This window comes from Qipengyuania citrea (assembly GCF_009828015.1).
Classification (GTDB): Bacteria; Pseudomonadota; Alphaproteobacteria; order Sphingomonadales; family Sphingomonadaceae; genus Qipengyuania; species Qipengyuania citrea.
The window spans coordinates 267,771-288,957 of sequence record NZ_WTYG01000003.1 but is presented as its reverse complement, the minus strand read 5'-3'; the positions used below and the strand labels follow the sequence as shown (position 1 = coordinate 288,957).

Sequence of the window (21,187 nt, the reverse complement as noted above, 5' to 3'; positions counted from 1 at the left end):
GTGACCTTTTCGCTTTCCCATTCGCTTGCCGACCAGGGCATCGAGACTTCCGCCACCATCCATCCCAACCTGACTTCGGAAGAGCTGACCGCCGCCGCGCTGGAGCGCAGCGAGGGCCGCCGTGCCAAGGACGGTCCGCTGGTGGTCGAAACGGGCAAGCACACGGGCCGCAGCGCGAAGGACAAGTTCATCGTCCGCAACGCCGAAACCGAAGACACCGTATGGTGGGACAACAATGCCTCGATGACGCCGGCGCATTTCGCCGCGCTCAAGGAAGATTTCCTCAGGGCGGTGGCGGACAAGGGCGAGCTTTTCGTCGCCGACCTGTTCGGCGGCTCGCAGCCCGAGCACCGGGTCAATGTCCGGGTGATCAACGAGCTGGCGTGGCATAACCAGTTCATCCGCACGCTGCTGGTACGCCCGACCGAAGCCGAGCTCGACGGTTTCGTGCCCGAATACACCATCATCGACCTGCCCAGCTTCCAGGCGGACCCCGAACGCCACGGCACGCGCAGCGAGACCGTGATCGCGGTCAATCTCGAAGAGAAGCTGATCCTGATCGGCGGCACCAAATATGCCGGCGAGATGAAGAAGAGCGTCTTCGGCATTCTCAACTACCTGCTGCCCGCCAAGGGCGTGATGCCGATGCACTGCAGCGCCAACATCGGCCCCGACGGCAAGACCGCGGTGTTCTTCGGCCTGTCGGGCACCGGCAAGACCACGCTGTCGGCCGATGCCAGCCGCACGCTGATCGGCGATGACGAGCATGGCTGGTCGGATACGGCGGTCTTCAACTTCGAAGGCGGTTGCTACGCCAAGATGATTCGCCTCAATCCCGAGGCCGAGCCGGAAATCTACGCCACCACCAAGATGGAAGGCACCGTGCTCGAAAACGTCGTGATGAACGATGCGGGCGAAATCGATCTCGACGACAACAGCCTCGCCGAGAACACCCGCGGCGCCTATCCGCTGTCGTCGATACCGAACACCAGCGAAAAGAACCTCGGCCCGGTCCCGTCGAACGTAATCATGCTGACCGCCGATGCTTTCGGCGTGCTGCCTCCGATCGCGCGGCTCACGCCCGACCAGGCGATGTATTATTTCCTGTCGGGTTATACCGCCAAGGTCGCGGGCACCGAAATCGGCGTGACCGAACCGGAAGCGACTTTCAGCACCTGCTTCGGCGCACCCTTCATGCCGCGCCACCCCAGCGTTTACGGCAACCTGCTCAAAGAACGCATCGCCAAGGGCGGGGTTCAGTGCTGGCTGGTCAACACCGGCTGGACCGGTGGCAAGTACGGTACCGGCAGCCGGATGCCGATCAAGGCCACCCGTGCGCTGCTCAATGCGGCGCTCGACGGGTCGCTCAACGACGCCGAATTCCGCAAGGACCCCAACTTCGGTTTCGAAGTGCCGGTTGCGGTCGCGGGCGTCGATACGGGCATTCTCGACCCGCGGTCGACATGGACCGACAAGGACGAATACGATCGCACCGCGACCAAGCTGGTGCAGCTTTTCGTCGACAATTTCGAACCCTTCGCAGCGCATGTCGACCAGGGCGTGCGCGATGCAGCGCCGAGCAAATCGGTCGCTGCCTGATCCGGATACACCCCGCTTGGGGGTGAACGAGTTGGAGAGGAGACCCCCGGCCGCGGCGACGCGGACCGGGGGCTTTAATTTGCAGCGGCGCAGGCGCGCGCAAGAACGCGAGCGCCTGGACGGGTTGGTGCCTTGCTCAGTGCAGCTTGGCGCGGATGCCGCGCGAACGCCTCCGCCGGCGCATTACTCTGGCCGATCCGCCTCGTCGCCATCCTCTGCCTGCTGCGGTTCCTTCTCGGCCACGGACCTGGCGATGGAGCTCAGGGCCCGGGTCAGATCGACAACCGGCCGCCGCCGCCACGGCGTGCCTTCTTCGGCGTTCTCCAGCTGGTCGAGCAGCACCTGCGCCTGCCGAGCAGCGCTGCCACCATGCGGGTTGGCTGCGACCGGTGTGAGATACTGGCGCGCGGCCGCGATATTGCCGATCTTCGCATGCATCAGCGCCGCATTGACTGCGAGGCGGTGATCGAACGGCGCAAGCTGCGCCGCGCGGTCGAGCGCGTGCCTGGCGGTCTCGCTGGGCTCCACTCCGCGCTCGGCGAAGCTGCGATAGTAATGGATCAGCGGCAGCGGGTGGTCGTTCTCCAGCCGGTTGAGCGCCGTGAAGGGCTTCATCGCTTCCTTGTAGGCCGCAGTTTCGTCCTCGGCGTCCGCGGCCTGGGCGAACAATGCGTAGCCCTTCTGGACATAAGCGTTCTTGCGCGCCGGATCGATCGCGATCGCCGCATCGGCCGCTGCGATGGCGGCGTCGAGATTGCCCGCGTCGTACTCGGCTTCCGCCAAGGCCGCCAGCACACCAGCGTCTCGCGGATAGTCAGCCGCGACCTCGCGCACATCGGGGAGCAGTTCGAGCGCCTCTTCACGGCTGACACCACGCTGAGAACGGATACGTAGCGGCATCATTTCCGCCTCGCCATCCGACAGGCGGCGGACCGTCACCGGATTGGTCGGCAGCATATGGGCCGGCAATGTGTACACCTTCATCCGCCGCTGAGCGATATAGCGATCCAGATCCTTCTGCAGCGCATCCAGATCGCCGAACGCCGCCACTGCCGCCTCGGTCTGTTCGGAGCCCGCCATTATCAGACGGAGGTATTCGGTCATTTGCCCGGCGCGATCCTTGGCAAAATAGAGGTAGTGAAACAGCGCCCATGCGCGGCCATAGTAGGCGTCGAAGCGGCGGCTTTTGTTTTTCGCATACAGTTCGGGATCGATCAGCTCGTGAACGCTGACGTCGTTGGCAAGGTAGAGTTCTGCAGCGCGGTGATAGGCTGGGCGACCGATCGCGATCCCGCCATCGTTATCGAATTTTGCCGAGGCATAGAATTCCGCCGCGCCCTCATTGACCCAGCGCGGCAGTGCGCTCGATGTGCGCGACATGAGATAGTGATGCGCGTATTCGTGTAGCAGGATGGTGACCGAGATGTCGGTCTCGCGCCCACGCATGCTGATCCTGGGCACGAACGCACGCGAAGATCCCGCGCGCGGAATATAGAAGCCCGCCACATTGTTCGATTTGTCGCTGGCCAGCTTGCGGAGCCTGCCCTCGCTGCCGACGACGAAAATGGTCAGCCGGTTGGACGGGCTGGGGACCGTGTTCTCGCGCATCTGAAGCACGTTGAGCGCCGCATGATAGCGCTCCAGCGCTTCCCCGAATTCCTGCAGGTCCTGCCAGCGATCATCGGCATAGATAACAAAATGATCCGATTCGGCGACATGCCAGTCGGCCTGTGCAGGCATGGCGAAAGATAGCGCTGCGATGGCAGCGACAAGTCTGAACATGGTTGCGACCCCCTGTCGTGTTGTTGCTGCCGTTAGCCTAGCGGCAGGGGGCCGCATTTCCATGACAAATGCGTCAGCTGCGTGCTGCCGCGATATAGCGGTCGACGTACTTTTCGAGCACATCCATCGGTACGTTGCCGCCGAGCACGACCGCGTCGTTGAACGCCTTGAAATCATATGCCTGGCCCAGCGCGCCCTGCGCCCGTGCGCGCTGGTCGACGATACGGCTGTGTCCCAGCTTGTAGCCGGTCGCCTGCCCCGGCCAGCTGCAATAGCGATCGACCTCGCTCTCGACCTCCGCGGGCTTGCTGCCATTGCGCGTGACGAAGAAATCGACCGCCTTCGCGCGGCTCCAGCCCTTGGCGTGCAGACCGGTATCCACCACCATGCGGCAGGCGCGAAAGGCGAGGCTTTGCAGATAGCCCAGCCGGCCGACCTCGAACCCGTCATAGGCGCCCAGTTCGTCGGCGATCTGCTCGCCATAGAGCGCCCAGCCTTCGCTGAAGGGATTGAACGCTAGGATCGAGCGGATCAGCGGCAAGCGGTTCGAATATTCGCCCTCCCAGACGTGGCCCGGGATCGTCTCGTGATAGGTGAGGTCGGCGAGGTCGTATTTGCGGTGCAGGTCGGTGGTGCGCAAATTGATCCAGAACCGCCCGGGGATGCTGCCGTCCTTGCTGCCCGCGCCGCCATAGGCGCCCGGCGCGCCGACTTCTTCGGCCGGCGGGATACGGCGGACTTCCATGTTCGGATCGACCAGCGTGTTGAAGGCGCGCGGCATCTGCGCCTTGATCCACTCGACCCGCTCGGCTATGAAATCCATGATCTCGGTGCGGCCCGGATCGCCCTCGGCGAACTTGTAACGTGGATCCTGCGACAGCGCCTGCATGCGCTCGCCCACCGAACCGCTGGTATAGCCGATGCTTCGCAGGATCGGGTCCATGCGCGCGTGGAGCGCGGCGAGTTCGTCCAGCCCCTGCTCGTGCACCTCGTCGGGCGTCAGCCGCGTGGTGGTGCTCGAACGCAGGGCCCAGGCGTAAAATTCGTCGCCGCGCGGACGCGCGGACATGCCCGGCGCATCGCTGGCGACCGCGCGTTCGGCGCGCAATTCCTCGAGCTGCCGCGTCAGCGCTTCGGCAATCGGTCCGGCTTCGAGGATCGCCGCGCGATTGGCGTGGCTTTCGGGCATGCCCGCGGCCTGCAGCTTGCTGCGCAGATCGGCGGCGAACAGTTCGCCCTTGCCCGCGCTGGCGATGGTCTGCTGCATCTGCCCGATCGCCTTGTCGAGCAGGAAGGCAGGCGGCACCACGCCCATGGCGCGCGCCGCGCTGATGCGCGCGAGTTCGCCGTCGAAGGTGGTGGGCATCTGCTCCATCCGTTCGATATAGGCGTCGGCATCGTCGCCGTTTTCGACCTTGTGGTTCGACTGCATGAAGCGCGGCAGCGCCAGATATTCGCCGACGTTCTGGATCACGACATAGGGCGCGGTGCGCCAGTTGCCGACGGGCGTATCGCCATAGGGCAGGGCAAAGCCGTCGAGCGCGAGATCATAGGCGCTTTCGACCACGTCGAGGCTGGTCAGGGTTTCGCTGTCGAGTCCCTCGCGCGGGAAGGAGCGGACATGGGCGAGGTCCTGCCGCAGGGTTGCGGCATAGGCCTGCTGGCCGGCGGGAGACTGGTCTTCGAGCCGGCCGCGCAGATAGGCATGGCGGCCCGTGTCGACGCCCAGTGCGGTCGCCCGCTCGGGTTCGTGTTCGAGCAGGTTGTACCCCACGACTTCGAGGAGGCGCTGCGCCCCGATGACGCGCGCCTGCGCAATCGCTTCGGGACGCGCGCTGGCGGCGCATCCTGAAAGCGCCAGGGCGGAAGTGGCGCCAAGCCCTGCGAGGGCCTGGCGACGGGTGATGGAAAGGCTGGTCTGGCTCATGCGCGAAGGTGTGCTGCCCGCGCGCAAGCCTGTCAAATCAATCGCGGAATTCGGCAGGTACCTGGCCGCCATTGGCGCCGAGTTCGTTCATCACGCGGCGGTGCAGCCAGACATTGTCTTCGGCGCTGCCGGTGTAATCCACGCGGCCCAGCTCGCCGGCCAGCGCCTTGCGGCTCTCGTAATCGGAATCCACCCCGATCAGTTTCATCAGGTCGACGATCGACGTGCGCCAGTTGAGGCGGTCGGCCCCGGGCATGTTGTCGAGACTGCTCTCGATATCGACCATCGGGCGGGCCTTCGGCTCGACCACCGGCGCGTCGGCCCAGGCATTTCCGGTCGGACTGGGCCGGGGCGTTTCCTGCGCCTCGGCATCGCTGCCGAAAATCGCGTCCTTGATCCTGCCGAAAATGCTCATCGTGCCGTCTCCTTTGCTATTGCGAACGGGCCAGTCCCCGGCCTGTTCCGCGGTGACGGCGTGCAGTGGCGGCTTGCAGTAGAGTGGGGGCCGGGTATGGAACCGCCATGCTCGATGCCGTCCTCTCGATTACCGTCCTTGCTGCCATCCTGCTGGTGATCGGCGCGATCTTCCTGTGGCGGCGGACGGGGGCAACGAGGAACGCGCTGCTGATGGTGCTTCTCGCCGTGGTGGCGCTGGCGAATGTAGCGATCTGGGTGCTGCCCGATGCGGGCGGCGACGCCCCGCTCGACAAGCTCGAGCAGGGCTCCCGCTAAACAGTCGGGGCTATTCGGGCAGCTGCCACAGGACCGCGCCGTCGTAACTGCCGGCGACAGCCTCGCCGCCGGCACCGCGCGCGGGTTCGAACCGGGCACGCTTTGCCACCAACTGGCAGGTCGCCGTATCGAGTTGCGCATGACCGGTCGACCCGGTCACGGTGCATCCGGTCACGCGCCCGTTCGCGGCAATCTCCAGCCTGAAGCGCGCCAGCCCGGTCATTTCGCGCCGCATCCATGCGGGGCGATAATCGGCAGCCGAAAGCCAGGCGGCAGGATCGTTGCGCGGCTTGGCGGCCACGGGATCGAAGCCGGGCACCACGCCGGGTTTGGGCAAGTCGAGCCCGAGGCCCGGGCGCGGGCTCGGCAGCGGGGGGATGATCAGCGGGGCGGTTTGGAAGCGCGGCTCGGCAATCACCAGATCGCGCGCGGGCTTGGGCGCATGGACCACGGTATCGTTCTGCTGCGCGGGCCTGGGTTCGGCCGGCTCGGGCGGTTTCGGGGGCGGCGGCGCGACCGGAATGTTGGTCGCCCCGATCCTGGTGACGATATCGGGCACCGTGCCGGTAACCGTCAGTCCCGCGACGAGGATCGCGCCGATCGCGGCATGAACCCCGATCACCGCGGCCATGCTGGCAGGCGAGGGCCGGTGGCTGTGGTCGACATAGGACATGATGTTGCTCCTCTTCCATTGCGGAAGGCTGACCGCCTTCTCATGAAGAGAATGTTACAACATAACGGCCGTGCGCCAAGCGGTTTCGCGTTGCATTACGCAACCTTAGCCGTTTCGAAGGCAGGGTGCGGCCCGTCTCGAGGCCGCCGGGATCACTTGATCGGGCAGCTCGGATCGAGGCGGAAATCGAGGTAGTTGTCGACCGACTTCATCAACTCTTCCTGCTCGTTTTCGAAGAAGTGGTTTGCGCGCGGAATTTCTTCGTGATGCACCGTGATGTGCTTCTGCGTGCGCAGCTTTTCGACCAGCTTGGTGACCGCCTGCGGCTGGACAACCGTGTCCTGCGCACCGTGGATGAAGATGCCGCTGGCAGGGCAGGGCGCCAGGAAGGAGAAATCGTACATGCTCGCCGGTGCGCCGATCGACAGCCAGCCGCGAATTTCGGGGCGCCGCATCAGCAGTTGCATGCCGATCAGCGCGCCGAAGCTGACCCCGGCAACCCAGGTGACCTGGGCTTCGGGGTGAACCTGCTGGACCCAGTCGAGCGCGCTTGCCGCGTCGGACAGTTCGCCCACGCCATTGTCGAAGCTGCCCTGGCTGCGCCCGACGCCGCGAAAGTTGAAGCGCAGCGTGGCGAAGCCGCGGTTGACGAAGGTCTTGTACAGACGCTGCGTGATCTGTTCGTTCATCGTCCCGCCGCCCTGCGGGTGCGGGTGCAGGATCATCGCCACCGGCGCGCGCGGGCGCGGGGCGGGAGAGAAACGGCCTTCGAGGCGGCCTTCGGGGCCGGGAAAGATCACGGTCGGCATGGGAGGTGTACCCTAAGCAAATGTCGAAGCGCTTGCGCCGGATAAGGCTTTGCGCGAGGTCGCGCGCTATATAGGGTTTGTCCATCAAATCGCAATCATTTCGAGCACGTACCATCGCGAACCGCATCTATCTCGATCACGCCGCCACCACCCCGCTGCACCCCGCGGCGCATGCAGCGATGGAGGAGGGGCTGGCGCACTGGGCCAATCCCTCGAGCCCGCACGCCGAAGGGCGCAGGGCACGCCGCTTGCTGGAAGATGCGCGCGAGCGCGTGAAGAAGGCGCTCGGCTGGGACGGCGAGGTCATCTTCACTTCGGGCGCAAGCGAGGCGGCAGCGCTGGCGCTGGGCCATGCCAAGGCGGGCGCGCGGCTCGTCAGCACGGTCGAACACGATTGCATCCTCCAGGCCTCACCGCAGGCGGAGCAATTGCCCGTCCTGGGCAATGGCGCGGTCGATCACGAAAACCTCGCCGAAGCGGTGCGGCGCGAACGACCGCTGGTGGCGGCCCAGCACATCAATTCGGAAACCGGCAACCGTCAGGACCTCGCTGCCATCGCCGCGATCACCCATAGCGAGGGCGGTCTGCTGCTGGCCGATTGCGCGCAAAGCGCGGGCAAGTTCGATCTGCCGCCGTGCGACATGGCGATCGTATCGGCGCACAAGTTCGGCGGGCCGATCGGCAGCGGGGCACTGCTGGTGAAGGATTACGCCATGCTCGAACCCTCGGGCGGGCAGGAACGCGGCTACCGGCGCGGGACCGAGAACATGCCTGCCGCGCTGGGCGTGGCTGCAGCGCTCGAAGCCTGCGCCGATGGCTATCTCGCGCCCGACGTGCTCGAACCGCTCGATGCGCTGGCCGGAGAATGCCGCCGCATCGGCGGGACATGGCTGTCCGATCGGCTGGCGGATCCGACCCGCTACATCCGCGCGATCGCCATGCCTGCGATGAGCGCCACTGCGCAGGTCATGCGGTTCGACATGGCAGGCATCGCGGTCAGCCAGGGATCGGCCTGTTCGAGCGGGACGATGAAGACCAGCCGTGTCCTTGAGGCGATGGCGCTCGATCCGGCCATCGCCGCCAACACCATCCGCGTGTCCTTCGGCTGGAACACCACCCGCGCCGAGGTGGAACGCTTTTGCGCGGTCTGGCTTGAACTGGCGGATGCCTAGCCCGGGCCTCCCTTGCAGCGAAACGCCGGCCCGGCGGGGCCTGCGCAAGGACACCCGGGCTCGCTTCGCTTTGACCGCAATCACTGTATGAGACCGCAATGATCTACCTCGATTACCAGGCCACCACCCCGCTTGCGCCCGAAGCGCGCGACGCGATGATGCGCTGGCTGGACGGGCCGGGCGGGACCGGTTTCGGCAATCCGCACAGCCCGCATCGCATGGGACGGCAGGCCAAGGCCGCGGTCGAAATGGCCCGCGACCAGGTTGCCGCGCTGTTCCCCGCGGGCGGGAAGGTGATCTTCACCAGCGGCGCGACCGAGGCGATCAACCTGGCAATCCGCGGCAGCGGAACGCAAGGCACGGTATCGGTTTCGGCGATCGAACACGCCGCGGTGCTCGACACCGCGCGCGATGCCGGGGCCTGCCATGTCCTCAATGTCGCTAGGGACGGGCAGTGCAACACCCGGCAGGACCTGCCCGCAGATACGCGGCTGGTCTGCCTGATGCAGGTCAACAACGAGATCGGGACCATCCAGCCAACGGTCGAATGGCACCGCAAGGCGAAGGAGAACAACGCGCTGTATTTCTGTGATGCGGTGCAGGCCTATGGCAAGATCGAAGTGACCGGCGCCGACATGATCGCGGTTTCGGCGCACAAGTTCCACGGCCCCAAGGGGGTCGGCGCGCTGTGGGTGCGCGATGGGGTCGACCTGCACGAAGTCCAGACCGGGGGCGGCCAGGAATTCGGGCTGCGTTCGGGCACGGTGTCCCCCGCGCTGGTCGCCGGTATGGGCGCTGCCGCCGCCGAAGCGCGCGACCGGATGGCGCAGGATGCCGACCATGTCGAGGCGCTGTGGCACCGCGCGTGCGAACTGTTCGACGGCTGGGAGTTCAACGGCAGCGAGGACGCGCGCTGGCACGGCAATCTCAACATCCGCCGCGACGGGCTCGATGTGAACCGGCTGATGAGCGACGTGCGTGACGTGATGTTTTCCGCCGGGTCCGCCTGTGCCAGCGGATCGGGCCGCACCAGCCATGTGCTCGAGGCGATCGGCTGTTCGAAGGCGCAGGCCAAGTCGTCGATCCGGCTCGGCTTCGGGCGCTACACCACCATGGAAGAGATCGAGGAAGCGGCCGGCAAGATCAACGCCGCGGCAAAGGAGCAGGGACTGTGAAGGTCGAGTTCGAAACCGCCCGTGGCGAAACGGTGACAGTCGAGGCGCAGCCGGGCGACAATCTGTTGCGCGTCGCGCAGGCGGCAGGCCTGCCGCTGGAAGGGACCTGCGAAGGCCAGATGGCCTGTTCGACCTGCCATGTGATCGTTGCGGACGAATGGTTCGCGCGGCTGGACGCGGCCAGCGAGGAAGAAGAGGACATGCTCGACCTGGCCGCGGGCGTTGCGCGGACCAGCCGGCTGTCGTGCCAGATCGATCTCGCGCCCGACCTCGATGGCCTGAAAGTGCGGCTGCCTGCCGAAAGCTACGACATGAGCCGCTGACCCAAGCGCGCGTTCGGGCCTGCGCCTCCTCGTACAGGGGGTTCTAGCCCTGCGCTTCGTCTGCGCGCGTCAGGTCCATCCGCACTTCGCGTTCGCGCGGGAAATAGGCGGGGGCCGGTTCGCGGTCCGCCCCTGCATCGAGTTCGGAGGCTACCTGCAGCATCCGTTCGCGCAGGCGGCAGTGCATCGCCCAGCCGCACTTCGGATCGGCCGCGCGGGCCATGAAGCGCACCGTCATTGCGCGCGCATTCTGCGCCACGACTTCGCACTGGGCATCGCCCGGATCGACCACGTCCTCGTCATTCTCCACGAAGTCGCGAAACGGCTGGCGCAAGGCGTCGACATCGGCCCGGTTGTCGAGTTCGAGTTCGACATGCATCATCAGGCTGGCGTCTTCCTTGGTCCAGTTTTCGAAGCTGTCATTGGTGAAATCGCTGACCGGTGCGATCAGGCGGCGTTCGTCCCAGGTGCGCAGGCGCAGGTGGGTGAAACCGATCTTCTCGACATAGCACCATTGCCCGTCATAACGGATTGCATCGCCGATGCGGGCGGTCTGGGCAAAGGCGATCTGGACGCTGGCCATGATGTCGCCCAGCACCTTGCGCGCGGCAAAGGCCAGCACGAGGCCCAGGATGCCCGCCGATGCCATGATGGAAAAGCCCAGCGTGCTCGACAGATTGCTCGCGACGAGCAGGAAGCCGATACCCGCGAGCAGGATCATCACCGTGATGATGCGGCGGATCGCGCTCATCTTGGTGTAGAAATTGCGATCGGCGTTGTTGTCCGGCGCTTCGAGTTCGTCGGTACGCTGCGAAGTGGCGAAATCGAACAGCGCTTCGATGACCGACAGCGCGATCCCGATGATCGCGGCGATGATCAGCACCAGCTGCAGCGGGTCGAGCAGGTCCTTCACCGGCCCCGACAGGCGGAAGAAGGACAGGCGGACGAGCGCGAAAGTCCCCGCGAAGGCCAGCAAGGTCGCGGGCAGGTGGATCGCCTGGAGCACGCCGTAAAGCTTGGAATCCTCGTCCTGCCGGCGGCGCAGCCGGCTGATCGCGAGATAGGTCAGCGCAGCAGCCAGCGCGCCCGCGAACAGGATCAGCGGCAGCGCAATCACTTCCCACCAGGCGAGCGTCCAGAACGCCTGCTCGCGCAGCGCCGGCGGCAGGCTCTTCTCGAACTTGCTGGGGCCGTAGACCGCATAGAGCGCGGGAACATTCTCCACCGTCTGGCGGCTGAACACCCACACCGGTTCGCCGCCCGGGGCCTGCACCCGCGCCAGCCGGATCGGGACCGTGCGGTTGGACAGTTCCAGCTGGCCGATGGTGAGCGAACGCCGCGCGACCCCGGACATCGGGTCCTTCGAAGTCGTGGTGGTGTCGACCGCATCGGGGCGGTCGGGCAGGGTGGCCCAGTCGAACGCGACCGAGCGGTGCATCAGGTCGTAAAGTTGCGCGGTCAGCTGTTCGGGCTGCCGCTCTGCCGGGTCGACATTGGCCAGGTCCAGCGCCGCGCCCGCGCGGGCCCAGTCTTCCTTCTCGCCCGCGCGCATGAAGCTTTCCATCAGCCCCATCGGCGTATCGAGATCAAGCGGGGTCTGTGCGGACCCGGCCGCGTTCTGCAGCTGCTCGACCTGATAGACGAAGGGTTCGGAATCGGATGCGACCGTGCGGCCCGACTGCGCGGCGGCCTGGACGGCAAACAGCGCGCAGATCAGCATGACGAGGGCGCGAGTGAAGCTGGTGTGATGTTTCCCCATGCGGCCCCAATGCATCACGCGCGCGATCGGTCCCGGCAAACAAAACCCCGCTGCGCGAACGCGGCGGGGCCATGCTGTTGATATCGGATGGTTTTAGGCGGCTTCGAGCTGCTCGTCGGCGACGCTTTCGCCCAGCATCTCGATCAGTGCCTTGCTGAAGGCGGGAATGTCGCCGGGGTTGCGGCTGGTGATGAGCTTGCCGTCCTGCGCAACTTCCTGATCGACCACATTGGCACCGGCATTCTTGAGGTCGGTGCGGATCGAAGGCCAGCTGGTGACGGTCTTGCCCTTCACCACATCGGCTTCGGCCAGCAGCCAAGGCGCATGGCAGATCGCGGCGATCGGCTTGTCGGCCATTGCGAACTCGCGCACGATTGCCACGGCGCGTTCGTTCATCCGCAGGATGTCGGGGTTGATCTGGCCGCCGGGCAGCAGCAGCGCGTCATAGCCTTCGCAATTAGCGACATTGTCGACCGTCTTGTCGACCGCGACGCTTTCGCCCCAGTCCTTGTCGTCCCAGCCACGGATCGAACCTTCCTCGAGGCTGACGACCTCGGTTTCGATACCGGCCTTCTCGAGATTGGCTTTCGGCTTCATCAGTTCCGACTGTTCGAAGCCATCGGTGGCGAGGATCATTACGCGCTTTGTCATAGGTAAACTCCGTGATTTGGTGTTGCCCATGCAACGCGTGGGGAAAGCGCACCGTTCCGTGCTTCTAGGCGGGCCGTGGCGGTGATAGGGCAGATCGCATGGCCGCCAACGACACCACTCTCGACAGCGAGAAAGACCCCTTCGACGCGATCGTCGATGCGCCCTTCGACAGTGCGCTTTCGGAACGCTATCTCGTCTATGCGCTCTCCACCATCACTGCCCGGTCGCTGCCCGACCTGCGCGACGGGCTGAAGCCGGTCCACCGCCGGCTGCTGTGGACCATGCGCCAGCTCAAGCTCGATCCCTCCAGCGGCTTCAAGAAATCGGCCCGCGTGGTGGGCGAGGTGATCGGCAAGTACCACCCGCATGGCGACACCGCGGCCTATGACGCGATGGTCCGCCTCGCGCAGGATTTCTCGCTGCGGTATCCGCTGGTCGAAGGGCAGGGCAATTTCGGCAATATCGACGGCGATAACGCGGCTGCCTACCGCTATACCGAAGCCCGCCTGACGAAGACCGCGATGCGCCTTATGGAAGGCCTCGACGCGGGCACGGTCGATTTCATCCCGACCTACAACAACGAGGAAGAAGAGCCGGAGATCATGCCCGGCCTGTTCCCCAACCTGCTGGCCAATGGCGCCAGCGGCATCGCAGTGGGCATGGCGACCAATATCCCGAGCCACAATGTCGCCGAGATCGTCGATGCCACGCTCGAGGTGATCGACAATCCGCATGTCGAACACGCGCGGTTGATGGAACTGTTCAAGGGCCCCGATTTCGCCACCGGCGGGATCGTCGCCGAAAGCGCTGCTACAGTCGCCAATGCCTATGAAACCGGGCGCGGCAGCTTCCGCGTTCGCGGGCGCTTCCACGCCGCCGAAGCCGAGAAGGCCGAGGATCGCGAAGCGGGTATCGAACGCACCGGCGGTGGCCAGTGGCAGCTGGTGATCAGCGAGATCCCCTACCAGGTGCCCAAGGGCAAGCTGATCGAGCAGATCGCCGCTGCGATCGGCGACAGGAAGCTGCCGATCCTCGAGGATGTGCGCGACGAAAGCGACGAGCAGATCCGCATCGTGCTGGTCCCGCGCAGCCGCAATGTCGATCCCGAACTGCTCAAGGAAAGCCTCTACAAGCTGACCGATATGGAAACGCGGTTCGGGCTCAACCTCAACGTGCTCGACGCCAGCCACACGCCGATGGTGATGGGGCTGAAGGAACTGCTGACCAACTGGATCGGCAGCCAGATCGACATCCTGCAGCGGCGCAGCCAGCACCGGCTCGACCAGATCGCGCGGCGGCTGGAACTGGTCGAAGGCTATATCACCGCCTTTCTCAACCTCGACCGGGTGATCGAGATCATCCGTTACGAGGATGAGCCCAAGGCGGTGATGATGAAAGAGTTCAGCCTCACCGACCGGCAGGCGGAAGCCATCCTCAACATGCGGCTGCGGTCCCTGCGCAAGCTGGAAGAGATGGAACTGCGCGGCGAGAAGGACGAATTGCTCAAGGAACAGGACGGGCTCGAGAAACTGCTTTCCAGCCCCGCGCGCCAGCGTACGCGGCTGAAGCGCGAGCTGGGCGCCCTGCGCAAGGAATACGGCCCCGATACCGCGCTCGGCCGCCGCCGGACGTCGATCGAGGAAGCCGCCCCCGCAGTCGAATTCAGCATGGACGCGATGATCGAGAAGGAACCGGTCACGGTGATCCTGTCGCAGAAGGGCTGGGTGCGCGGCGCCAAGGGGCACCTGCCGCTGGACCAGGAATTCAAATACAAGGAAGGCGACGGCCCCGGCTATGTGCTGCACGCGCAGACCACCGACAAGCTGCTGCTGGCGACCGACAAGGGCCGGTTCTTCACGCTGGGGGCGGACAAGCTGCCCGGCGCGCGCGGTTTCGGCGAACCGGTGCGCAACACGCTGGATATCGATGCCAGCGCCCAGATCGTCGCGGTGATCGTCCACCGGCCCGGCCAGCGGCTGCTGCTGGCCGCCGATACCGGCAAGGGCTTCGGCGCGACGACCGACGACCTGCTGGCGGAAACCCGCAAGGGCCGGCAAGTGGTCAATCTGAAGGGCGATGCCCGGCTGGCGGTGGCGCGGGTGATCGACGCGGCGCACGATCACGTCGCCGTGGTCGGCGACAATCGCAAGCTGGTGGTCTTCAATCTCGAGGAGCTGCCGCAATTGTCGCGCGGGCAGGGCGTGACGCTGCAACGGTACCGCGATGGCGGCTTGTCCGACGCGATCACCTTCACGCTCGACGAAGGGCTGAGCTGGACGATGGGCGGCAAGGAAGGCCGCACCCGCACCGAAGGCGAGATGTGGCAGTGGAAGGTCGCGCGCGGCGGGGCGGGGCGGATGCCGCCGCAAGGCTTCCCGCGGGACAATACGTTCGATTGAGGTTGGTCGAGTGCCGCAAGCTGGCGGCGGACGCCGCTAGCGCACGCAGAACAGACCCATCCAACAAAAAGCCGGAGACGATCGCTCGTCCCCGGCCTTGTTGCGACCCGGTAAAGGGCTACGGAATTATTCGCCGGTGCTTTCGGCAGCCGGAGCCGATGCGGCCATGGCGGCATCGATCTGTTCGTTGGTCAGCAGCGCCATCAGGCTGCCGTCGGGGGCCGCAGCGAAATGTTCGCGCAGCAGCGTGATCTTGTTGGCTTCGTCACCACCGCGGGCGATGATGACATTGTCGCCTTCGATCTCGAGCACGGTGCCGAGCGGGGCGTTCTTGGCAGTCACGGCTTCGGCGCCGACAACCAGCGCGGCGTCGCGCTTGGCCATGGCTTCCTGCTGCGCAGCCTGCAGCATGCCGACGATCTGCGCCTTGGTGGCGTTCAGCGTCGCGCCGTTTTCACCGGTGCCGAAAGCGGCAGCGGGAACCGGGGCCTTCATGCCGTCGACCACAAGGATGGCGGTTTCGCCGTCCACGGTTTCGACCGTGCCGATTTCTGCGCCGTCATTGCCGTAAACGGTGGTGCCGGCAGCGACGCTGGCTGCAGCTTCCTGGGCGACGGCCACGCCGGGGGCGACCGCGGCGGTGGTGGTGAGGGCGGCAGCGGCAAGGGCCAGCTTCGCGATTTTCATACTGCAACTCCAAGGCTTGTTTTGTGGATTACGCGGTTCTCCCACACGCGAGACGCGCGATCGAACCGATCAAACTGGAAAGAGCCGGCGAGAACGGGGTCCTGCGCCATCGGTAATTCCCCGCGGGGGAACCGGGACTCTATTTCACGGTCGGCTTTTTTTTGCAACCGCGTGGCCCTTATGCTGCAATGCACCTTAAGCCAGGCTGAAGTCGCCGCGGGGCCCGCGTTCAGCTGCCCGCCAGCGCCCGGTCGAGCAGCTCTTCCACCCGCGCGCGCGGCGGGAAGCGTTCTTCCACCCACAGCGCCTCGACCTCCTGCAGGATCCGCGCGACCTCGGGGCCCTTGGCGACCCCGCGCGCGACGATCTCGCCGCCCTTGAGCGGAAAGGCGGGCGCCTGCCAGCCAAGCATGGGTGCCGGATCGGCGCCCGTTATCAGCAGCCGGTCGAGCGCGCAGTCGGCGCCCACGCGGTAGGCGAGGCCGCGCGGATGTGCGCCATCCTGCGCGCTGCGACGAGCGACGCAGACCAGCCGGTCGCGCTGCTTGCGCGACAGGCGCAGTCGGGCGGCAACGGCTTCGGCGACGGGAACGATCGGCGGCAGCAGCGCGGCGAGGCGGCGCATCGGATCGGCCGGGATGCCAGCGCTATCTTCGGCTGCGATGAGCCGGACGAGCTGGTCGATCTCGCGCGTGCCGCATTCGGGGAGCACTTCGGGCAGGACGCCCAGTTCGCGCATGCGCGCCGCAGTGGGTGCCGGGTTTGGCAGCGCCAGCAGGTTCTGCAGCTCCCACCCCACGCGTTCGCGGCTCAGCCCCTTCAGCGTCGGGGCGAGCGCGGCGCAGGCGGCACTGGCTTCGGCGTCCCAGTCGTCACCGAAGCGCGTGGCGAAGCGGAAATAGCGCAGGATCCGCAGGTGGTCCTCGCGGATGCGGGTTTCGGCATCGCCGATAAAGCGCACGCGGCGCGCAGCCAGATCGCCCAGCCCGCCGAAATAGTCGTCGATCTCCAGCGTTGCGGGATGCGCGTAGAGCGCATTGATGGTGAAGTCGCGCCTTGCGGCATCATCCTTCCATTCCCCGCTGAAGGCGATCGTCGCGCGCCGGCCATCGGTCTCGACATCGCGCCGCAGCGTGGTGATCTCGACATTGCCGTCATCGAATATGGCGGTCACCGTGCCGTGGTCGATCCCGGTCGGGATCGTGCGGATCCCGGCAGCCTTGCAGCGGTCGATCACGGCGGCGGGCAAGTGGCGCGTCGCGGCATCGATATCGTTGCTGGCGTGGCCCAGCAGCGTATCGCGCACGCAGCCGCCCACCCAGCGGATATCCTCCGCGCCCAGCGCCGCCACCAGCCGGGCGAGGCTGTCGCGCCGGGTCCATTCGGCTTGGGGCAGGTGCGTGGTGGTCACTTACGTATCCGTTCGAGGCTGGCCGGCTCGCGGCGTGGTGTGCGCGCCGATTAGGTCATGCACGGCGCGGCGACAAGCGCGCGGCGCGACGCGGGAGGCAGGCGCTCAATCGAACCAGGCCACGCGGCGCGACAGGTTCCAGCAGATCGCCGCGGTGACGCCCCAGATCCGGTAGCCGTCATGGTCCATTTCCAGATAGTCGCGCTGCGCGCCCTGCCAGAACACCGAATTGCGCTGCCACAGCTGCGCGTCCATCAGCTTGTCGAGCGGGCATTCGAACCAGCTTTCGACCTCGCGCGGGTCGGGGCGGATGGGCAGGTCGTGCGGCACGGTGGCCAGCACCGGGGTGATATCGAAGCCCGTGCCGGTCTGGTAACGGTCGGTGGTCCCGATCAAACGCACCTGTTCGGGTGCGATCGCCAGCTCTTCCCACGCCTCTCGCAGCGCGGCCTCGACCGCCGTTTCGCCGTGGTCCAGCTTACCGCCGGGAAAGGCGACCTGCCCGGGGTGGTCGCGCATGGTGCGCGGGCGCTGGGTCAGCAGGACGGTGGGGCGGGGCTGTTCGGTCACCGCGATCAGCACCGCGGCATCCGCGGTGCGATCGGCATCGGCAAAGCGGCTGTCGGTCAGCAGGTCATCGAGGTCGCGCGTGTGGCCGTCTTCGAACAGCCGGGTCAGCCGGTCGAAGATCGCGCTCATGCGGGTCGGAGCGAGAAGGTTTCGCCGCCGCTGGTCACTGTCCAGTCGTCGCCGCGCTCCAGCGCGATACGGGCCAGCTGTTCATAGGTCGAGCGGTTGAGCCGCGCCTCGCAGCTGCGGCGGACATGCAGGTACAACGCGGGGCTGTCGGGATCGCCCGATGCGCGGATGCGGTTGTCGGGGCCTGCGACCACCAGTTCGTCGGTGTTGAGCCGGAAGGCCAGATCGCCTTCCGCCTGGCTGACATCGGTGGCGATGAAGCAGGCATCCTCCACCTCGATCGAGAGCTTCTGGTAAGGGACCACGAGCCAGTAGCGGCCATCCTCTTCGCGGTTGAGCAGGCCGGCGAAGGCGCGGACCATCGCGGGGCGTTTGATCGGCGAGCCATCGTGATACCAGGTGCCGTCCGCGGCGATCCGCATGTGGCTGTCGTCGGCCGCTTCGGGCGACCATTCCTCGACCGGGGGCAATTTGCGATCGGCCACCGCCTGCGCGATCTGCGCGAGCGACATTCCGGCGAGCTCGGGGGGCGGGGTGTAGGGCACGGTGCGAGCGATGGCAGAACACTCCCGCTCACTCAATACCCCCTAGCCCCCGCGCAGGCAGGAGCCCAGATGGCTTCATGTCAGCTCATCCGGGGTGGCTATCTGGATCCCTGCCTGCGCAGGGATGACGGCGCAAAGATGGCGTCTGTTCGCGGCTGACTGCGTCAGACGCTGCGCAGCCGAGGGAAGCGCGGGTGCGCTTCACGCCCGCATCAGGAATTCCACGGCCCCAGCATGCCTTCATCGGGCAGGATCGCCGGATTGCCCGAGCGCGCCAGCAGACGGTGCTTTTCATACGGGCCGGGGCAGTGCCAGCCCTGCGTATGGTCGGCGATGAAGCCCCAGCGGTCGTAATAGTCGGGATCGCCGATCATCACCTGCGGTAGTGGGGCCGCACCCTCTTCGAACCCTGCGTCGATCGCGCCTAGGCTGGCGGCCATCAGCGCCTTGCCGAAGCCTTCGCCCTGCCGGCCGGGCATGACCGCGACCGGGCCGACCATGATCATCGGGTGCGCGCGCCCCTTGGGGTCGGTCAGCGCCACCGGCCACAGCTGGATGGTGCCGACGAGGTAATCCTCGTCGTCGAGCGCGGCGAAGCTCAGCGCCTCGAGCCAGTCGGCGCCTTCGCGGATGCGATAGGCGGTACGCGCATGGCGCCCCTCACCGAAAGCGGTGTCGAGCAATTGGTCGACCAGCGCGGGATCGATCGCGGCAAGGGGGACGAGCGTCGCCATGGGGCGCGCCGATTAGGGGCGCTGGCCGGCCAAGTCGATATAATTCGCCTTAGCCGGGGCGAAGTTCGAGCAGTCGGCCGCCGTCGCCATCCTCGAGCACCCACAACGCGCCATCGGGTCCTTCGACGATCTGGCGGATGCGTTCACCCATGTCGTAACGCGCCACTTCGCGGGCGCTGTCGCCATCGGTCGCCACGCGGACGATCGCCTCGCTCTTGAGCCCGGCGATCAGCAGGTCCCCGGCCAGTCCGTCGAACAGCGTACCCGAATAGAAGACCATGTTGCCGGGCGCGATCACCGGGGTCCAGTTGACCGCGGGCTTGGCAAAGCCGTCGTCCGCCGAATGGTCGGTGATCGGATCGCCGTCGTAATGGACGCCGTTCGACCGCTGCGGCCAGCCGTAATTGGCGCCCTTGCGGACCACGTTGAGCTCGTCGCCGCCCTTGGGGCCGTGTTCGATTTCCCACAATCGGCCCTGCGCGTCGAAATCCATGCCCAGGATGTTGCGGTGGCCCATCGACCAGACATCGTCCAGCGCCCCGTCGATCGCGCCGTCGCCCGCGGGTGTCCCGTCGAGCTCGAGCCGGACGATCTTGCCCAGATGGCTCTGCCGGTCCTGCGCGGGTTCCATCTTCTGGCGGTCGCCGCTGGCAAGGAAGATGTGCTGCCCATCGGGGCTGAAGGCGATGCGGTGCGAATAATGCCCGCGCCCGGTCACCTTGGGGCTCTGGCGCCAGATCACGGCGAGATCGTCGATCCGGCAGCTGTCGGCCAGCGGGCATGACAGTGTGCCGCGCCCCAGCGCCGCGCCGCGCGTATCGCCTTCGCCGGCTTCCGCCCAGGTAAGGTAGATCGTCCGTGTGCCGACGGCATTCGCGCTTTCGCCGGGCAGGAAGGCGACCTCGCCCAGACCGCCCTGGCCGCCATAGTCGACTTGCGGCAGGCCGCTGACAGTCATCAGCCGGTCCTGCACCGTATCGTAGACCTTGGCCGTTCCCGGCTTTTCGGTGATGAACAGCATCGACGTGCCGGGAATGAAGGCCGAGGCCCAGGGTTCGGAGAAGCTGCCATGCTCGGCAATCGCGAAATCGCCGTCCCATGCGCCCGCCGGGTCGCCCGCGGCAGCGCCCTGCGCAGGCGGGCTATCCCCTGATCCGGCGTAGCCGCAACTTGCGGCAAGCAGCAGGGGCGATAGGGTGAGGGCCCAGAAAGGCTTTGGGATAGAGGTCCGTTTCATGTTCAGTGCAACTCCCCAGAATGGACTTGGTGCCGCGCCGTTGGTGGTGGGCGTCGACGAGGCCGGGCGCGGCCCGCTGGCAGGCCCCGTTGTCGCAGCCGCGGTTGTGCTGTGCAAGCCATGTCCGGGCGGACTGGACGATTCCAAGAAACTGTCGGCCAAGCGCCGCGGCGCGCTGGAACCGCAGATCCGCGCGCGCTGCGCCTGGGGGCTGGCCGTGGTGGAACCGGCGGAAATCGACCGGCTCAACATCTTCCACGCGACCATGCAGGCAATGACGCTGGCAGTGACGCGGCTGGTCGATGCGCTGGCGTGCGAACCCGATGCGGTGCTGATCGATGGGAACATGACCCCGCACGGCCGCAACCCCGCATGGCGCTGGGCGCAGGCCCGGCCGATCGTCGGCGGTGACGGGAAGGAACGCTGCATCGGGGCGGCCAGCATCCTGGCCAAGGAATATCGCGACCGGCTGATGCGCGAAGCGGCGCGGCAGCACCCGCATTACGGGTGGGAACGCAACGCTGGCTACGGCACGGCAGAGCATCTCGAAGCGCTGCGCACGCGCGGACCCACGCCGCTGCATCGGCGCAGTTTCGCGCCGGTGGCACAGGTCGATCTGTTTGCGGAAAGCGCGGCCTCGGCGGCCTAGGCGCTCGCTTCGGCTTCGGCTTCGGCGGCCTTGGTCGCGGCAATCTTGCGGCGCTGTTCGGCCACTGCGCGGGCCTGGTCGGCAAGCGCCTGCCAGGTCGCTTCCGAGCGCAGCGCACGGTCGCGCACATTGCTCAGCGTCGCCGCCTCCGCATCGGAGGCAGCCTCTGCCGCACGCGCGGCATAGAATTCGTAAGTCTGGCTGGCCATAGGCGTCTCCGGGGG

General features: G+C 66.4%; 21 protein-coding genes. 7 read left to right on the top strand and 14 right to left on the bottom strand.

Going from position 1 to position 21,187, the window contains the following annotated elements; translation table 11 throughout:
* The gene (locus tag GRI55_RS11510; RefSeq protein WP_063506846.1) at positions 1-1,599 is read left to right on the top strand and encodes a phosphoenolpyruvate carboxykinase; all 1,599 of its coding nucleotides are present in this window, start codon (positions 1-3) and stop codon (positions 1,597-1,599) included.
* Between the two features lie 183 nt (positions 1,600-1,782).
* Here GRI55_RS11510 and GRI55_RS11505 read toward each other — a convergent pair whose 3' ends face one another.
* From GRI55_RS11505 to GRI55_RS11495, 3 genes are all read right to left on the bottom strand, one after another.
* Positions 1,783-3,381 carry a DUF1570 domain-containing protein gene (locus GRI55_RS11505; protein ID WP_160767251.1) on the bottom strand — a complete coding sequence of 533 codons (1,599 nt, stop codon included), beginning with the start codon at positions 3,379-3,381 and terminating at the stop codon, positions 1,783-1,785.
* Between the two features lie 73 nt (positions 3,382-3,454).
* Positions 3,455-5,308: a DUF885 domain-containing protein gene (locus GRI55_RS11500; RefSeq protein ID WP_160767250.1), complete on the bottom strand. Its 1,854-nt coding sequence runs from the start codon at positions 5,306-5,308 to the stop codon at positions 3,455-3,457.
* 37 nt (positions 5,309-5,345) lie between these two features.
* Positions 5,346-5,723: a DUF3597 domain-containing protein gene (locus GRI55_RS11495; protein ID WP_160767249.1), complete on the bottom strand. Its 378-nt coding sequence runs from the start codon at positions 5,721-5,723 to the stop codon at positions 5,346-5,348.
* 107 nt (positions 5,724-5,830) lie between these two features.
* Between GRI55_RS11495 and GRI55_RS11490 the strand changes: the two genes are divergently transcribed.
* Positions 5,831-6,040 carry a hypothetical protein gene (locus GRI55_RS11490; RefSeq protein ID WP_050599838.1) on the top strand — a complete coding sequence of 70 codons (210 nt, stop codon included), beginning with the start codon at positions 5,831-5,833 and terminating at the stop codon, positions 6,038-6,040.
* Positions 6,041-6,050: 10 nt separating this feature from the next.
* On the opposite strand, the gene GRI55_RS11485 is transcribed toward GRI55_RS11490, so the two are convergent.
* Together GRI55_RS11485 and GRI55_RS11480 are read right to left on the bottom strand one after the other, a co-directional pair.
* Positions 6,051-6,713, bottom strand: a complete 663-nt coding sequence (locus GRI55_RS11485) for a TonB family protein (protein WP_160767248.1) — start codon at positions 6,711-6,713, stop codon at positions 6,051-6,053.
* A 152-nt stretch (positions 6,714-6,865) separates the two neighbouring features.
* The gene (locus tag GRI55_RS11480) at positions 6,866-7,522 is read right to left on the bottom strand and encodes an alpha/beta hydrolase (protein WP_160767247.1); all 657 of its coding nucleotides are present in this window, start codon (positions 7,520-7,522) and stop codon (positions 6,866-6,868) included.
* A 77-nt stretch (positions 7,523-7,599) separates the two neighbouring features.
* Here GRI55_RS11480 and GRI55_RS11475 point away from each other — a divergent pair, with 77 nt between their 5' ends.
* The 3 genes from GRI55_RS11475 to GRI55_RS11465 all read left to right on the top strand — a co-directional run bounded on the left by GRI55_RS11475 (position 7,600) and on the right by GRI55_RS11465 (position 10,192).
* Entirely contained in the window at positions 7,600-8,694 is a 1,095-nt protein-coding gene (locus GRI55_RS11475; protein WP_202392472.1) for a cysteine desulfurase family protein, read from the top strand.
* 98 nt (positions 8,695-8,792) lie between these two features.
* Positions 8,793-9,869, top strand: a complete 1,077-nt coding sequence (locus tag GRI55_RS11470; RefSeq protein ID WP_063505423.1) for a cysteine desulfurase family protein — start codon at positions 8,793-8,795, stop codon at positions 9,867-9,869.
* On the top strand, positions 9,866-10,192 hold the full coding sequence (locus GRI55_RS11465; protein WP_160767246.1) for a 2Fe-2S iron-sulfur cluster-binding protein: 327 nt from the start codon (positions 9,866-9,868) through the stop codon (positions 10,190-10,192). The genes GRI55_RS11470 and GRI55_RS11465 overlap by 4 nt, the downstream gene beginning before the upstream one ends.
* A 43-nt stretch (positions 10,193-10,235) precedes the next feature.
* Here the strand turns inward: GRI55_RS11465 and GRI55_RS11460 are convergent, their stop codons facing one another.
* Positions 10,236-11,951, bottom strand: coding sequence for a mechanosensitive ion channel family protein (locus GRI55_RS11460; RefSeq protein ID WP_160767245.1), 1,716 nt, complete (start codon positions 11,949-11,951; stop codon positions 10,236-10,238).
* A gap of 93 nt (positions 11,952-12,044) precedes the next feature.
* Positions 12,045-12,602, bottom strand: coding sequence for a type 1 glutamine amidotransferase domain-containing protein (locus tag GRI55_RS11455; protein WP_160767244.1), 558 nt, complete (start codon positions 12,600-12,602; stop codon positions 12,045-12,047).
* Positions 12,603-12,700: 98 nt separating this feature from the next.
* Between GRI55_RS11455 and parC the strand changes: the two genes are divergently transcribed.
* Complete coding sequence (gene parC / locus GRI55_RS11450) at positions 12,701-15,001, top strand: DNA topoisomerase IV subunit A (RefSeq protein ID WP_160767243.1); 2,301 nt, start codon at positions 12,701-12,703, stop codon at positions 14,999-15,001.
* A gap of 126 nt (positions 15,002-15,127) precedes the next feature.
* Here parC and GRI55_RS11445 read toward each other — a convergent pair whose 3' ends face one another.
* The 6 genes from GRI55_RS11445 to GRI55_RS11420 all read right to left on the bottom strand — a co-directional run bounded on the left by GRI55_RS11445 (position 15,128) and on the right by GRI55_RS11420 (position 20,314).
* A complete protein-coding gene (locus tag GRI55_RS11445; protein WP_050599830.1) occupies positions 15,128-15,688 on the bottom strand; it encodes a hypothetical protein in 561 nt (186 codons plus the stop codon).
* 229 nt (positions 15,689-15,917) lie between these two features.
* Positions 15,918-17,099, bottom strand: a complete 1,182-nt coding sequence (locus tag GRI55_RS11440; protein ID WP_307019074.1) for a CCA tRNA nucleotidyltransferase — start codon at positions 17,097-17,099, stop codon at positions 15,918-15,920.
* A 105-nt stretch (positions 17,100-17,204) separates the two neighbouring features.
* Positions 17,205-17,798, bottom strand: coding sequence for a CoA pyrophosphatase (locus GRI55_RS11435; RefSeq protein WP_050599828.1), 594 nt, complete (start codon positions 17,796-17,798; stop codon positions 17,205-17,207).
* Entirely contained in the window at positions 17,795-18,343 is a 549-nt protein-coding gene (locus tag GRI55_RS11430) for a DUF1285 domain-containing protein (RefSeq protein WP_160767242.1), read from the bottom strand. Before GRI55_RS11430 ends, GRI55_RS11435 begins: the two co-directional genes overlap by 4 nt.
* A gap of 212 nt (positions 18,344-18,555) precedes the next feature.
* Positions 18,556-19,077 (bottom strand): GNAT family N-acetyltransferase, encoded by a 522-nt coding sequence (locus GRI55_RS11425; RefSeq protein WP_063512244.1) that lies wholly within the window; start codon positions 19,075-19,077, stop codon positions 18,556-18,558.
* A 49-nt stretch (positions 19,078-19,126) separates the two neighbouring features.
* On the bottom strand, positions 19,127-20,314 hold the full coding sequence (locus tag GRI55_RS11420; RefSeq protein WP_160767241.1) for a PQQ-dependent sugar dehydrogenase: 1,188 nt from the start codon (positions 20,312-20,314) through the stop codon (positions 19,127-19,129).
* On the opposite strand from GRI55_RS11420, the gene GRI55_RS11415 reads away from it, so the two are divergent.
* Positions 20,313-20,963: a ribonuclease HII gene (locus GRI55_RS11415; RefSeq protein WP_160767240.1), complete on the top strand. Its 651-nt coding sequence runs from the start codon at positions 20,313-20,315 to the stop codon at positions 20,961-20,963. The genes GRI55_RS11420 and GRI55_RS11415 overlap by 2 nt on opposite strands.
* On the opposite strand, the gene GRI55_RS11410 is transcribed toward GRI55_RS11415, so the two are convergent.
* Entirely contained in the window at positions 20,960-21,172 is a 213-nt protein-coding gene (locus GRI55_RS11410; RefSeq protein ID WP_050599823.1) for a hypothetical protein, read from the bottom strand. The two genes, GRI55_RS11415 and GRI55_RS11410, sit on opposite strands and share 4 nt — an antisense overlap.
* Positions 21,173-21,187: the final 15 nt, after the last annotated feature.